This window comes from Shewanella sp. 8A, from assembly GCF_023475945.1.
Lineage (GTDB): Bacteria > Pseudomonadota > Gammaproteobacteria > Enterobacterales > Shewanellaceae > Shewanella > Shewanella xiamenensis.
Map to the genome: position 1 here is coordinate 143,345 of NZ_JAMDJP010000011.1, position 15,310 is coordinate 158,654.

9 protein-coding genes are annotated in these 15,310 nt (G+C 46.4%); 3 read left to right on the plus strand and 6 right to left on the minus strand.

Going from position 1 to position 15,310, the window contains the following annotated elements; genetic code table 11:
• Window positions 1–263: 263 nt before the first annotated feature.
• Window positions 264–1,190 carry a LysR family transcriptional regulator gene (locus tag M0413_RS10815; RefSeq protein WP_249554114.1) on the minus strand — a complete coding sequence of 309 codons (927 nt, stop codon included), beginning with the start codon at window positions 1,188–1,190 and terminating at the stop codon, window positions 264–266.
• Between the two features lie 166 nt (window positions 1,191–1,356).
• Here M0413_RS10815 and M0413_RS10820 point away from each other — a divergent pair, with 166 nt between their 5' ends.
• Window positions 1,357–1,860: a lactoylglutathione lyase family protein gene (locus M0413_RS10820; RefSeq protein ID WP_249554115.1), complete on the plus strand. Its 504-nt coding sequence runs from the start codon at window positions 1,357–1,359 to the stop codon at window positions 1,858–1,860.
• Window positions 1,861–1,966: 106 nt separating this feature from the next.
• On the opposite strand, the gene lysS is transcribed toward M0413_RS10820, so the two are convergent.
• Both lysS and prfB read right to left on the minus strand, forming a co-directional pair.
• Entirely contained in the window at window positions 1,967–3,469 is a 1,503-nt protein-coding gene (gene lysS, locus M0413_RS10825) for a lysine--tRNA ligase (RefSeq protein ID WP_011788273.1), read from the minus strand.
• Window positions 3,470–3,498: 29 nt separating this feature from the next.
• A protein-coding gene (prfB, locus tag M0413_RS10830; RefSeq protein ID WP_164925631.1) for a peptide chain release factor 2 occupies window positions 3,499–4,597 on the minus strand; the annotation gives its coding sequence in 2 pieces (ribosomal slippage) (window positions 3,499–4,521 and window positions 4,523–4,597; 1,098 coding nt in all).
• 470 nt (window positions 4,598–5,067) lie between these two features.
• On the opposite strand from prfB, the gene M0413_RS10835 reads away from it, so the two are divergent.
• Entirely contained in the window at window positions 5,068–6,759 is a 1,692-nt protein-coding gene (locus M0413_RS10835) for an amidohydrolase (protein WP_249554116.1), read from the plus strand.
• 4 nt (window positions 6,760–6,763) lie between these two features.
• Here M0413_RS10835 and M0413_RS10840 read toward each other — a convergent pair whose 3' ends face one another.
• Window positions 6,764–7,651 carry a LysR family transcriptional regulator gene (locus tag M0413_RS10840; protein ID WP_164925829.1) on the minus strand — a complete coding sequence of 296 codons (888 nt, stop codon included), beginning with the start codon at window positions 7,649–7,651 and terminating at the stop codon, window positions 6,764–6,766.
• A gap of 248 nt (window positions 7,652–7,899) precedes the next feature.
• On the opposite strand from M0413_RS10840, the gene fdhF reads away from it, so the two are divergent.
• A complete protein-coding gene (fdhF, locus tag M0413_RS10845; RefSeq protein ID WP_249554117.1) occupies window positions 7,900–12,180 on the plus strand; it encodes a formate dehydrogenase subunit alpha in 4,281 nt (1,426 codons plus the stop codon).
• A gap of 92 nt (window positions 12,181–12,272) precedes the next feature.
• On the opposite strand, the gene M0413_RS10850 is transcribed toward fdhF, so the two are convergent.
• A complete protein-coding gene (locus M0413_RS10850) occupies window positions 12,273–13,937 on the minus strand; it encodes a methyl-accepting chemotaxis protein (protein ID WP_099456921.1) in 1,665 nt (554 codons plus the stop codon).
• A gap of 129 nt (window positions 13,938–14,066) precedes the next feature.
• Entirely contained in the window at window positions 14,067–15,218 is a 1,152-nt protein-coding gene (gene chrA, locus M0413_RS10855) for a chromate efflux transporter (protein WP_249554119.1), read from the minus strand.
• Window positions 15,219–15,310 lie beyond the last annotated feature (92 nt).

A 15,310-nucleotide genomic window follows, 5' to 3' on the forward strand; every position in this document is an offset into this window, starting at 1 on the left:
GAATGTGCTACGGCACAGGGTTGAGGCTAAGTATAAGAGGTATATGCCGAAAGGAATAGAACTGAACACGACTTTTATCAGCAATATCAGCACTTTTTAGCCTTAATTCGCAAAATATTTCTATATTTTTTATACACTAAAAAATTCATCGATGAAGCACTTAATACTAATAAAAATTCTAACTGCAATTATCAATACTGAAAACAATGCCATTTTTAGTATGACAAGCCAAACAATCACATTCATCAGGGAATTTTTAGCCGCTATTCGTTGGCAATCAGACGAATCGCTAAGTCAATAAATGCCTCAAAGCGAGAAGGTAAAGGCCGAGTGTTTTTATGCACTAAATACAGCGACTCCTGCACTTTTTGCTCAAGTTCTACCGCCCATAGACTCTCCCTAGGTATAAAGGCGTTGACCGTACTCAAAGGAAGCACAGTAAAACCAATGCCTTTAGCGACTGGCAGTAAGATTTGATTGAGCTGATTAACATACCCCCTGCGTGGGATCTGCTGGGCGATGCCACTCGCGTGTCGCTGACTCCTACGGGCATTGAGTGTCGCTTCAGCGTCGCCAAAATTGGCCCTGAGGACTTGTTGCAGATAATATTGTCCATCGGGATGATCAATAAAGCCTATTTGTTCAAGGCGTTCCCTATCTAATGGCATACTTCGATACTGACTTGGCAGCACTAAAGCTAACTCCGCATAGCCTATGGCTTGATAACTAAGCTCAGCTTCATCTGTGCGCTTAGTGACTATGCCCACATCGAGCTGGTTATTTAAAATGCCCGACACTATGCGCTGGTTGGGCGCCGCCTCTAACATCACATTCAAGCCGGGATACTGAATTTGTCTCTCTAGAAAGTGCGGATAGAGCAAACTTGCTATCGCCCCCGAGCAACCAAAACGGCACTCACCAATATAGCGATCGTCGGTTTGTAATCGTGCTAACAGCTCAATTTCGGCTTGTCGATAGTCACGGGCATGTTGATAGAGAATGCTACCCGCCTCAGTCAGCTCAAAGCGCTTGCCCTGCCGCTGAATCAGAGACACACCTACCTGTTCTTCCAACTTTTTAATATGTTGGCTAACGCCTGGTTGAGTCATAAACAGCTTTTTAGCCGTCAGGGTAAAGTGCCCAACCTCAATCAAGGTCACGAAGGTCTGCAGCCATTGTTGATTCAGCATATGCACTCTCTATCGATCATTTTGCCATCAATAATAAACAAAAATTATCAAAATAAGAAAATTTGATAATTTTTAATTGTTAATCGAACACCATAAACTGACTCCATCGCCACTGAAGCTGTGATGATTCGGCTTTGGGCACATAACATTCGCACTAGGAGTTAATATGAATACACCTTATCCACGCACCTTTTCGCATATTGGTATTTCGGTCCCCGATCTCGAGGCAGCGGTTAAGTTTTACACTGAGGTACTCGGCTGGTATCTGATCATGCCGCCAACAGAAATTATTGAAGACAACTCGGCTATCGGTGAGATGTGCACCGATGTATTTGGTCCTAATTGGGGTTCTTTTAAAATTGCTCATTTATCGACGGGCGACCGAATTGGCGTCGAGCTATTCCAATTCGCGAATCAAGTAAACCCTGAGAACAACTTTGAATATTGGAAAACTGGCGTATTCCATTTCTGTGTGCAAGATCCCAACCTTGAAGAACTTGCCGAAAAAATTGTCACCGCTGGCGGTAAAAAACGTATGAAGGAGCCGAGATATTACTATCCAGGCGAAAAGCCGTACCGCATGATCTATATGGAAGACCCCTTTGGCAATATCCTCGAAATATATAGCCATAGCTATGAGCTACATTATGCTAGCGGTGCCTATCAATAAGTCATGGCTATTTAATAATGACCCAATAAAAAACCAGCCAATTGGCTGGTTTTTTATTGTTCGCTAAATGCTGGGGGTGGTGTTTAATCAACAACCCCAATCAGGCTTAGGCTTGTGGGCGCATTGCAGGGAATAGGATCACGTCACGGATAGTGTGAGTGTTAGTAAATAACATCACTAAACGGTCGATACCGATACCTTGACCTGCTGTTGGTGGTAAACCGTGTTCCAGTGCAGTGATGTAGTCTGCATCGTAGAACATGGCTTCGTCGTCACCCGCGTCTTTGGCATCAACCTGCGCCTTAAAGCGGCTATCTTGATCTTCAGCATCGTTTAATTCGCTGAAACCGTTAGCCACTTCACGACCACCGATGAAGAATTCAAAACGGTCGGTAATGAAGTGATTGTCATCGTTACGACGTGCCAGTGGCGAAATGTCCGCTGGGTAGCCAGTGATGAAGGTCGGTTGCATTAACTGCCATTCAGCAGTTTCACCGAAGATTTCTTCTAATAGCTGACCACAGGTCCAGAACTTCTCGATCTTGATGCCTAGGCTGATAGCCAGTTCACGCATAAATTCAAGATCTTTCACTTGCTCGTAGGTCATGGCTTGGATAGTCGCGTTGTCAGGATTGTACTTCTGAATCGCTTCTAACATGCTTAAACGGGCATATGGGCCACCGAAATCAACGGTGTGCTCGCCGTATGGCATTTGCGCACTGCCTAATAACTCAATGGCGATAGAGCTTAACAGTTCTTCGGTTAAGTCCATCAGATCTTTGTAGTCAGCATAGGCCATATAGAATTCCATCATAGTGAATTCTGGGTTATGGCGTGGCGACAGACCTTCGTTACGGAAGTTACGGTTGATTTCGAACACACGCTCAAAACCACCTACCACTAAACGCTTGAGGTATAACTCTGGCGCGATACGCAGGTACATTGGCATGTCAAGCGCATTGTGGTGCGTGATAAATGGACGCGCTGAAGCGCCGCCTGGGATCACGTGCATCATTGGCGTTTCAACTTCCATGAACTCTTTTTTGATCATGAAGTTACGGATAGCTGCAACCACTTTTGAACGCATTACGAAGGCTTGACGAGATTCTTCGTTAACGATTAAGTCCACATAACGTTGGCGATAACGGGTTTCTTGGTCCGTTAAGCCGTGGAATTTTTCAGGCAGAGGACGCAGTGCTTTGGTCAGCAGTTGGTACTCTTCCATATTGACGTACAGATCGCCTTTACCAGACAAGTGCAACTGACCAGTCACGCCGATGATGTCACCGATATCCAAACCTTGGTAACGATCCTTCAGATCCGCTTGAACGCCCTTTTCAGCATAAGCTTGGATACGACCAGACACGTCTTGGATCACCAGGAATGGGCCACGTTTTGCCATGATACGACCAGCGATGCTGGTTCTAAAACCTAAGGCTTCGAGTTCTTCCTTAGTGTTTTGACCGTATTTTTCCTGCAACTCAGCCGCTTTATGGGTGCGACGGAACGTATTAGGGTGAGCATTCGCGCTGCAGTTCGGGCGAATGCTGTCTAGCTTGGCACGACGCTCGGCAATCAGTTTGTTTTCATCTTGTACTTGTTCAGTCATGTTATTTCTCGTCTATACCTTTGAATTAATTACAGCCCTGATTTCAAACTGGCTTCGATAAACTTGTCCAGATCGCCATCGAGTACCGCTTGGGTATTGCGCGTCTCCACGCTAGTGCGTAAGTCTTTAATACGGGAATCATCCAATACATAAGAACGGATCTGGCTACCCCAACCGATGTCGGACTTGGCATCTTCGGCGGCTTGCTTTTCGGCATTTTGCTTATGCATTTCTAATTCGAACAGTTTGGCTTTTAACTGTTTCATCGCCGAATCTTTGTTCTTGTGCTGTGAACGGTCGTTCTGGCACTGCACTACCGTGTTGGTCGGTAAGTGGGTAATACGTACCGCAGATTCGGTTCGGTTTACGTGCTGACCACCGGCACCCGAGGCGCGGTATACGTCGATACGTAAGTCAGCAGGGTTGATATCGATGGTGATATCGTCATCAATCTCAGGGTAAACGAATACCGAGCAGAAAGACGTGTGGCGACGACCCGATGAGTCAAATGGCGATTTACGCACTAAGCGGTGCACGCCAGTTTCGGTACGTAACCAACCAAAGGCATACTCACCGGTAAACTTAATGGTCGCGCCCTTAATACCGGCCACGTCACCGTCGGTTACCTCCATCAGCTCAGGACTAAATCCGTGGGCTTCGCCCCAACGCAGATACATACGCAGTACCATGTTGGCCCAATCTTGCGCTTCTGTACCACCACTGCCCGACTGAATGTCTAAGTAACAGTTTGAGGCGTCCTGAGGACCAGAGAACATACGGCGGAATTCGAGTTCAGCCAAACGGCTCTCTAAATAATCCAGCTCTTTGGTGGTTTCATTGAAGGTGTCTTCGTCTTCTTCTTCGATGGCAAGCTCAAGTAGACCTTCAACGTCTTCAAGACCTGAGTCCATATCATCGATAGTTTTTACGACGGCTTCAAGGCTGGCGCGCTCTTTACCTAGGGCTTGAGCACGTTCTGGCTCGTTCCACACCTCAGAACTTTCAAGTTCACGGCTGACTTCTTCTAGACGCTCATGCTTAGCATCGTAGTCAAAGATACCCCCTAAGAAGCTGCGTACGCTCGGCAAGCTCCTTAATTTTGAATTTTACTGGATTAACTTCAAACATGGATTTTTAACTTCGCTTATTTTTGCCGTTTTTAATGGGTTTCCCATCAAAGCAGGCGGCGCTTAACGGTAATTGCAACCGCGCATTTTAACCTAACAACGCTGGTAAACCTAGGGCGCAGCGTTTATTAAATGGAATTGGCGAGATAATTTATCTTCAAATTCAACGATCCTAAACTAAATCACTCAGGTCAATGCATAAAAAACTGTGATGTATCTTATGTATTCAACAAGTTAATGCCACTATTGATTCAATCATCGAATATGACCGTTCCATTGTGTAGCCTGCACTTAACAATGTTGTTTGCACTAACATATTATTCAAAATCTGCAACACTCAATTGAATCGATAACTAAAATTGATACCAATGAATTGACTATCTCACTTTTCAGATACTCACTAACTTTCACAGCCAAACCCCTTCCATTTATCCTACAAGTTATAGATCACCACTTTGGACTCTAAGTCAGATGAAAAATAAACAATCAAAATCATTATTAGTAAAATCAATGACATTAACAGGATTATTTACGATTTCAGCCTGTGCAAATGAGGAGCTGGCAGACACTTTACTGACCAATACACATATTTATGGTCACAACAATGCTACGAGCCTAGCCATCAAGGATGGCAAGATTGTCTACATAGGCGATGAACAAAATGCGATGAACAATGTTAGCAATAAAACTCAGGTCATTGACTTAAAAGGCGGGTATTTACTCCCTGGTTTTGTTGATAACCATAATCACGTCTTTGAGGCCGCCAGTGAAATAGGCAGTGATTGCTTATTGGATGAAGATAAAGATATCAATGGGTATATTCGCTCTTTGCGTGCCTGCAAAGAGGAACTTGAAGAGGGAGAGTGGCTTCTGGGTTATGGGCATGAACTAAGCCAATTAATGCAAGATAACGACACCAGTCCATTAGCAATCCTTGATGAAATATTCCCTAATAACCCCGTAATTATCATGGAGCAAACCTCTCATTCCATGTGGGTCAACTCACTTGCTCTGGCAGAAGCGGGCATAACCATACACTCAAAGGAGCCTCAAGGGGGAAAAATTCTTAAGGATAAAACGACCGGAAAACTTCTCGGAATACTGCTTGATAATGCGGGAGATCTCCTGATGGAACAGGCATGGAAAAACCAACCTAACTTAGCAGAAGCTAACTACCAAGGATTACTTAATGGTTTAGCCCAAGCTAGCAAACATGGCATAACCACAATTGGAGACGGTCGTTTATATTGGAAAAGAGGTTGGTTAGAAACTTGGTTAACCGCAGAAAAAAATCAAGCCTTGACTGCTCGGGTGAGCCTACGTCCTTGGGTATATCCAGCCGATGAGGCAAATGAGCAACTTGCATTCTTCAAAAAAATAAAATCAAATGACAAACAAAGGCTTATACAAATAAACCAAGTAAAAATATACAGTGATGGCATCATTATCAATGGTACAGCAAGCACCTTAGATCCTTATGATTGGAGTTATACCCCTCAAATTCCCCATGGTCTTGAGTATATTCCAGCCACAAAAATGGCATGGTGGCTCAGTGAACTGAACAAGATTGGCTACGGAGCACACATCCATGCCATAGGTGATGCAGGAGTACGCAATACCTTAAATGCGATTGAAACCTTACGAGCCCAAGGGGCTACTACCGCCTACTCAATGACGCATTTAGAAATGGTTTCAGCCCAAGATATTAAACGCTTCGCGCCACTGAGAGTTGATGCAGACTTTCAGTTAGGCAGTGACTATATTGCAGAACAAGATCATGATTGGGCGATACCGTTTATTGGTAAACAACGGGCACACGCACTATTGCCAATTAACGCGATTTTAAATACGGGTGCAAATGTAACATTAAGCAGTGACTGGAATGTTAACGATATCAATCCATTAGTAGGGATAGCTAACGCAGTCTACTTGAAGAACATGGGGATAGCTGATATTCATCAAGCGATCGCCGCTTATACCATTAATCCCGCACAAGCGTTGGGGTTAGATGATATCACAGGCACTTTAGAGGTTGGCAAATCCGCCGATATCGTCATGTTAGAGCGCGATATCACTCAATCGACACCGAAGCAAATCGCCAACACACGCGTGTTAATGACATGGCTTGAAGGTGAAGTGGTATACGATGAACAAACAGAATGATGGCTCATGTTAACTCACTCAGCTGATTTTTGATTAAATCCAACAAACTCAGCCCTAATGCGCTGGACTCAAATCCAAAGTGCCAGCGCAATTCTAAACCGCGTTCGACATTTTCTCGTTCACAATTGAGTTTAACGACAGTTAGCAACCCCTGGTTTATTTCGGTTTGAGCAAGGGACAAAGGTAAAAATGCATAACCACTCCCATCAATAAGCAGTTTTTTTAATAACCCTAAATCAGGGATCACACAATAATGTCCACTAAAACCCACCTCCAAATCCTCACAACATGCTTGGCCACCCGCCCAAACATATTCACGGTAAATCGCCAACTCGCTTGGTGCAACAATGGCTTGTTTACTTAATGGGCTTTGCCGTGAAACTAATAACACTTCTTTATACTTGCCTATCCGGCAATAACCGACTTCCGTTAAGTGCAATTCATCCGACTGATGACGTAATAAAAGATCGATATTGCCTGCATTAAATGCTTCATTTAACACAGTTAACTTATCGACTTGCAGCACGAAATTGACCGCAGGAAACTGCTCAAAAAAAGTGTTAACCACGGTTATCAAACCGTTTAATGGAATATGGCTTTCCACACCGAGACAAATTATCCCCTTTTGATAAGTTGCAAAATGCGCAGCCGAACTGGAAAATTGCTCCCATTGAGATAAGGCTAATATTGCCCTAGGCAATAGATGCTGACCCGCTAAACTCAATTCAACTTGATTAGCCCCACGTTGAAACAACTGAACACCGAGATCAACCTCAAGCTCGGCAATCCACTGACTGACTTGGGGTTGACGTTTACCCAATTGACGGGCCGCAGCCGATACAGACCCCAACTGCGCCGCGATAACAAATGCTTTCACTCTCTGAATATTCATCGTTCTCAAATCTTAGTTGTAAGTCCTGATGTCAATAAACGTAAAACCTATGCTAATCACAGTCTAAACCCAGTAAAAAAACCTCTAGCGCACAGTCTACAACGAGTTTGTGATAAGTGCGGCAATTTAGCATCAAACTTTCCTCCCCCATAAACATCTTCTAAAGCGCTCTAGTTATACTCAAATCCACCTAAGTCTACCGCTTTACGCTATGCAGCAAGCACCCTACAAATATTAAAGGCCATGGGATGATAGAACTTCGAATCGATAATCAGATAGTCTCGGCCGAGCCGAGCGATAACCTATTACACGCAGCCCGTAAGGCGGGTATTACTATTCCCAGCCTGTGCGATCCCACTGACGCCTCACGGCAATTGGACACGCAAGCCCATGCCGAAAAGCAGGACTGTAACCTCTGTCTGGTGCAAATCGAAAATAGCGATGCCAGTCTACGCTGCGTTAAAGCCTGTGAAACCCCAGCTCAAACAGGCATGAAGGTCATCACCCAATCGGCGTTTTTAACCAAACAGCGCCAAGCGGCACTGAACACCATCTTGAGTGATCACTTTGCCGATTGTGAAGCGCCCTGCCAACAGGCCTGCCCTGCGGGGGTCGATGTACAAAGTTATCTCAACCACATTGCCCAAGGTGACCACACCCAAGCGATTAAAGTCATTAAAGACACTCTGCCACTGCCGCTGTCGATTGGCCGTGTCTGCCCCGCGTTTTGCGAAACCGAATGCCGCCGCGGCCTCGTCGACGACCCTATTGCCATCCGCCAACTTAAGCGCCACGCTGCCGATTTAGATTTAGCCGATGACGAGCACGGCAATAGCTATCAACCGCCACGCCTCGCAGACACGGGTAAGAAAATTGCCATTATAGGCGCAGGCCCTGCGGGCTTAAGTGCGGGTTATTATCTTTCGAATCAAGGGCATAATGTCGAGATATTTGAAGCCATGCCCAAGGCGGGCGGTTGGCTGCGCTACGGTATTCCCGAATACCGTTTACCCAAGGCGATTCTCGATAAAGAAATCGAGCTGCTGTGTCGTAATGGTTTAATCATTCATACCCAGACTCGACTCGGCCATGAGGTTCACTTAGCCCAGTTGGTCACCGACTTCGATGCGGTGTGCCTTGCGATCGGCGCCCAAAAAGCGGTGCCAATGAATTATAAAGGCTCGGAGCTGGCGGGCTGTTATCTTGGAGTAGATTTTCTTAAGGCTCATTGCCTCGATAAGCAACTGAAGTTGGGTAAAAAAGTCGCAGTCATCGGCGGCGGCAATACCGCCATCGATTGTGCTCGTACAGCGGTACGTGAAGGCTGCGATGTTACCTTAATCTACCGCCGTACCCGCGCCGAAATGCCCGCCGAAGCCTACGAAGTACACGAGGCCGAAGTTGAAGGAGTAAAATTCCACTTCTTAACCAATCCCATTGAAAATCATAGTGATGCCAATGGACATGTACAGTCGGTTACCTTCAGCAAAATGGCGCTCGGCGAAGCTGATGCTTCAGGCAGACGCGCCCCCGTGGACACTGGGGAAACCTTTACCGAAGCCTTCGACACTGTTATCGCCGCCGTCTCGCAGGCACCAGACCTGAGCTTTATGCAAGATCCCATGGGGCAACTCAGCCATGGCGAGCTGGCACTCAGTCGCTGGAACACCCTCATTGGTTGTGAGCAAACCATGTCATCGGGTGTGGAAAAACTGTTTGTGATGGGAGATGCCCGCCGCGGCCCAGCCACCGCGGTTGCCGCCATTGGTGATGGCCGAAAAGCGGCAAAAGCCATTGATAAAATGCTTCAAATTGGCCTTAGCTGTGATTTACATGCCCACGATTTTAACTCGGTAAAAACCATTCCGAGCGCCCTTAAGCAAGCAAAAACAACATCAGAAGCCGCACCAACGCTTTATCCCCATACGCCACGTCAGTCCCGCTTGAAAATGCCCGAATTAACAGCACTACAACGGCTGCTGAATTACAGTGAAGTCGAATTGGGCTTTCCCGCAGATGCCGCCATGCAAGAGGCGGCGCGTTGCCTTGAGTGCGCCTGCCAAGCTAATACCGACTGTAAACTGAGGGATTACGCTACGGATTACGGTGTTGAGAGCAAAAGCTTACTCACTGAAAATGCAAGACATTTCAGCGTAGATAAGAGTTCACCCTTTATTCAATTTGATGCCAACCGTTGCATTAGCTGCGGCAAATGCGTTGATGTGTGCCAGCAGAGCGGCCACTGCGCCATCCAATTTACCGAAGATTCCTATCAGGCGCTGCCACAGGAAATCAGTCAAAGCCTCGTGCGCCGCGCGCCGAGAGTTGGCTTTAGCGCGAGCATGGCCGATAGTCGCTGTGTACAATGTGGCAACTGCGTGCAGGTGTGTCCCACTGGCGCACTGGTCGATGCGCGGGACAAACGCCAAGGCGATAAAACAGCACTTAAAACCGCCTCGACGATTTGTACTTACTGCGGTGTAGGCTGTCGTCTGGATCTTAAAATTGACCCTAACACCAATCGCATTCGCCATATCGAAGGCAATAAAGACTCGGTTGTTAACCAAGGCATGTTATGTGTTAAAGGGCGTTTTGGTTTCGATTTTATTCACAGCGACAAACGCCTCACGACACCATTAATACGTAAAAATGGCGAACTACAACCTTGTAGTTGGCCCGAAGCCATCGCTTATGTGGCGAAACGCTTAACCGAGATAAAACAGCAAGATGGCAGCAATGCGATCGCTAGTCTCGCCTCTGCCAAAGCGACTAACGAAGATAACTTTGTGCTGCAAAAGTTTGTCCGCAGCGTTCTTGGTACCAATAATATCGATCACTGCGCCCGCCTATGCCACTCATCGACGGTAACGGGCTTACAACAGAGTATTGGTAGTGGCGCGATGACCAATGATATTCCAAGTATTAAGGACTCGGATGTTATCTTTATCATCGGTTCAGACACCACCTGCGCCCACCCGATTATTGCCTCAAAAATCCAGCAGGCGGTAATGCAGCACGGCGCACGATTAATCGTGGCCGATCCTAAACGCGTAGGCATAGCAGAAAAGGCCGAACTCTATGTTGCCCACAGACCGGGCACGGATGTGATGCTATTAAACGCCATTATGGCGGAGATTATTCGCAATAATTGGCAGGATAAAGACTATATTGCCGAGCGTACTGAAGGGATCGAGGGCCTCTATGCGGAATTAGCGAAGGAGGATTACTCCCTCGAAAACGCCGCCCTAATCACAGGTGTTAAAGCTGAGGATATCGCCCGCATCGCGCGTACCATAGGCACTGCACAAAAAACGGCAGTTTACTACGCCATGGGCATCACTCAGCATACGACAGGCCACGATAACGTCACCGCCATTTCTAACCTGCAACTACTCTGCGGCAATATCGGAGTATCAGGGGCGGGTATCAATCCGCTACGCGGCCAGAGTAATGTGCAAGGGGCTTGTGATATGGGTGCATTACCCAACTACTTCACAGGCTATCAAAAGGTCATGGATATTCATGCCAGAATGCGCTTCGAAAACTACTGGCAAACGCCGTTATCGGGGGAAATTGGCGTCACGGCAACCCACATGATGCACGACATTGCCGAGGGCAAAATCAAAGCCTTATATGTGATGGGTGAAAATCCAGTGCTGAGCGATCCCGATCAAGCTCATGTGCTTAATGCACTGAGTCAAATCGAGTTTCTGGTAGTGCAGGATATCTTTTTAACCGAGACGGCCGAGCTTGCCCATGTGGTCTTGCCCGCCGCCGCTTTTGTAGAAAAACGCGGTCACTTTACCAATACCGAGCGCCGGGTGCAGCGACTCGAGCAAGCGCTTGCCTCACCGGGGGAAGCCTTACCCGATTGGCAGATCGTACAAGCGCTGGCTAATGCCATGGGCGCAAACTGGGATTACAAAGATGAAGAGGCTATTTGGTCTGAAATCAATGTATTAACACCCCAGTATCGCGGTATTCGTTGGGAAAGATTAACCACAAGTGCAGAGGGTAAAGTGCCTCAGGGTATTCAATGGCCCTGTCCAGATGAAAATCATCCGGGAACACCGATTATGCACCAGAGTCAATTCACCCGCGGTTTAGGCTTATTTACGCCCGTCAGTTATCGTCTTCCCGCCGAAATGCCCTGCAACGAGTACCCACTGACGCTATCAACGGGGCGGCTCTTAGAACAATTCCACACAGGTACACTCACCCGTAAAACACCGGGACTGGATTTACTCGGCGCACCTAAAGTGATGATTTCAGTCTATGATGCCGAGCAACTCGGGATAAATAATGGCGACAGAATTAGCCTTATCACCCGCCGCGGAGAGATTGAAATCGATGCCTTTGTGACTAAACGCGCCCAAGCCGGTGTACTGTTCTTGCCGTTCCATTTTGTCGAAGCCGCAGCGAACAAACTCACCATCAATGCCTTAGATCCCGTGGCTTATATCCCTGAATATAAGGTTTGCGCAGTAAGAGTTGAAAAGGTGACTAAGCGGGTTATCGAACCAGCCTAAACAGATATTTGGGGATACGACTCAATAAATGGATATAAAAAACGGGAGATGTTATCTCCCGTTTTATTTTATAACTCAATAATAAATCAGTATTAAATTTTAAACTGCCCAACTAACTTGCCAAGATTGGTCCCTTCCTGCGACACAGTCTGACTCACCCTTGCCGCATCTTCACTGGAATGTAGCAGCTCATTCACAATTTCTTGGATAGCATAAACGTTACGGTTGATTTCCTCGGTCACAGAGCTTTGCTCGGTAGCCGCGGTGGCAATTTGGGTACTCATATCGTTAATCGCCGTTACCGCCGAGGTAACCGAACCTAAGCTTTCAGAAATAGCACGGGAAGATTCAACCGAGCGCACACAACTCTGCTGACTCTCGTCCATGGTTTTCACCGCCTGCGAGACCAGCTTATGCAGTTCTGATAGCATTTCATTAATTTCTAAGGTGCTTGCCTGAGTTCGGCTGGCTAAGTTACGTACCTCATCGGCTACTACGGCAAAACCCCGTCCCTGTTCACCGGCTCGGGCAGCTTCAATGGCTGCGTTAAGAGCGAGCAAATTGGTTTGCTCGGCAATGCCACCAATCACCGACAATACGCTGTTAATCTTCTGCGATTGTTCACTCAACGATTTGATACTGCCCGCGGCATTATTGATTTGCGCCATCAATCCAGCAATTTCTTCTAATGATGCATCGACACAGCGCTGAGCGTTAGCCACATCACCTGTCGCCGCTTGAGTAGCTTCGGCCACTTGGGTGGTGTTTTGCGCGACTTCACTCGCGGTAGATGACATTTCAGTAATCGCGGTAACGACTTGGTCAGTCTCATTGTTGTGACTGAGCAGTTGGTGTGACATCACTTTCGTTTGGTCATGAATCGCATTGGCAGCCGTTTTGACTTTGGCGGTCGCATTCGCCACATCACCGATAATGGTTTGTAGCTTATCGACAAACAAGTTAAAAGCTCGACCTAATTGAGCAATCTCGTCTTCACCTTTAACCATTAAGCGCTTAGTTAAATCCCCTTCACCTTGAGCGATATCATTAAGATTATCAGCCATATTTTTGATCGGCACGACCATTCGATGGGCGGCGACCATAATGATAAACGCCGTAATCCCCGTTAACACAATGGCGATGAGGAGGATCATAAACGATTTCTCAGCCATCTGTTCAGTCACAGTTTGACGATAATCTTCAACTACGGCTTCAATATCATCAATATAAGCGCCAGTTCCTAACATCCAGTCTGTACCTGGAACCATCATCACGTAGCTTATCTTCTCAATTTGCTCATTGGTATTAGGCTTCTGATAATAGTAAGAAAAGTTACCATCACCCCGTTTCGCCGCATCCAGCAAACCAACAATAATCTTGGTGCCGCGCGGGTCGGTCATATCGATTTTGTTTTGACCTTCTAAATTAGGTAATAAAGCATGGAATATATTTTTACCTTGGGAATCATACATAAAGAAGTAACCCGCACTGCCAAAACGAATATCTCGCAATGCTTGATTCACATTACCTTGCTCCTTTAAAGACAATTGGTATTGCACAATTCCCGCGGCAATTTCGGTCGCTTCTTTAATTTGTTGTTTACGTTCGCCCACTAATTTTGTTCTAAAGGTCACAACCTCTTCCGCGAGAGATTCCTGTTCGACATAGTAGGAAACAGTCATTAACACTAATAAGGTCAAGATGAGGGGAAACAAAGATAACAGCAGTAATTTATTACGCAGGCTTAAATTCGACATGCTTGCTTACTCCAGAGTGATGTAATTTATATTTTTTATATGGTCGAAGTATAGCCAAAAAGGTGCATCCACTTAGCGCTTGGGTTAACAAAATTTTCTATAGAGGATAAAAATTATACTCAACTGATTTTAAGCTAATAATATCAGTCCTATGCCACATAGGCTAAAACCTAAGACCAGTAACAACATCTGCGGTTTAAAGAGTTTTAATGCACCAAAACCAAGCAAGACAACAGCCATATCCACCGCAGATAACACCCCTTGGGTAAATACAGGTTGATACAGCGCAGCCGCCAATAATCCCACCACACAGGCATTTATGCCCGAGAGCATGCCGGCAATCTTGGGCCTTGCGGCAATCGCATGCCAACTTTTTAAGCCCACCAGCATCAATAAAAATCCCGGTAAGAAGATTGCTACAGTTGCAATGGCCGCACCGACAAAGGGATTGTCTAGCATCATCTCGGCACCAAGGAAGGTGGCAAAGGTAAACATAGGCCCAGGCACGGCTTGGGCAAAGGCGTATCCGGTGAGAAAACGATCGCCGCTCATCGTATCACCCACAGCGGTTTCAAGCAGTGGCAGCACCACATGGCCGCCACCAAAGACTAAACTCCCGACACGAAAAAACTCACCAAAAATCCCTGCTTCAATCCCCAGATTTAAGGCAAAAAAACTCGCCACAAATAAGACAACGAATAATCCTAAGCTCAGGTAATTTAACCTAATCGGTTCATTTTTACTGGACTCGCTCTCAGTCGCACTCAGGAATAACATACCTAAAATGGCAGCAAGCAACAGTAAGGTGATTTGTGTCCATAAGAAAGGCAGAATGAGTATCGCAGCGGCACTACCGAGCATGAGTAAACGCGCCGTTTGCCGTTGACAAAATTGCTTAAACATCGCCAATACCGCATCTGCGACAACCACGACGGCCAGCAGTTTTAAGCCATGCACAATGCCTTGCATGTACTCGTTACCTAACCAAGCGGCAGTCGTCACCGCCAACAAATACATCAGCACGAAGGAAGGCAAGGTAAATCCAGCAAAGGCGGCTATCGCCCCTAAAAGCCCACCACGATGATAACCAATAGCAAACCCCACCTGACTCGATCCCGGCCCCGGCATAAATTGGCTTAAGGCTACAAAACTGGCATAACGTTTATCATCAAGCCAGGCGAGTTCGTTGACAAAGGTCTGGCGAAAATAACCAATATGCGCCGCTGGGCCACCAAAGCTCATCAGACCAAGAGAAAAAAAACGTAAGAATATCTGTAGCATAAACTTTGCCCTTCGACGCATAAAGTGAACAAGATTATGTCACTAAAAAGACAGTTTAATGAAAGCTAAATCAGCAAGACACAAAAATACTC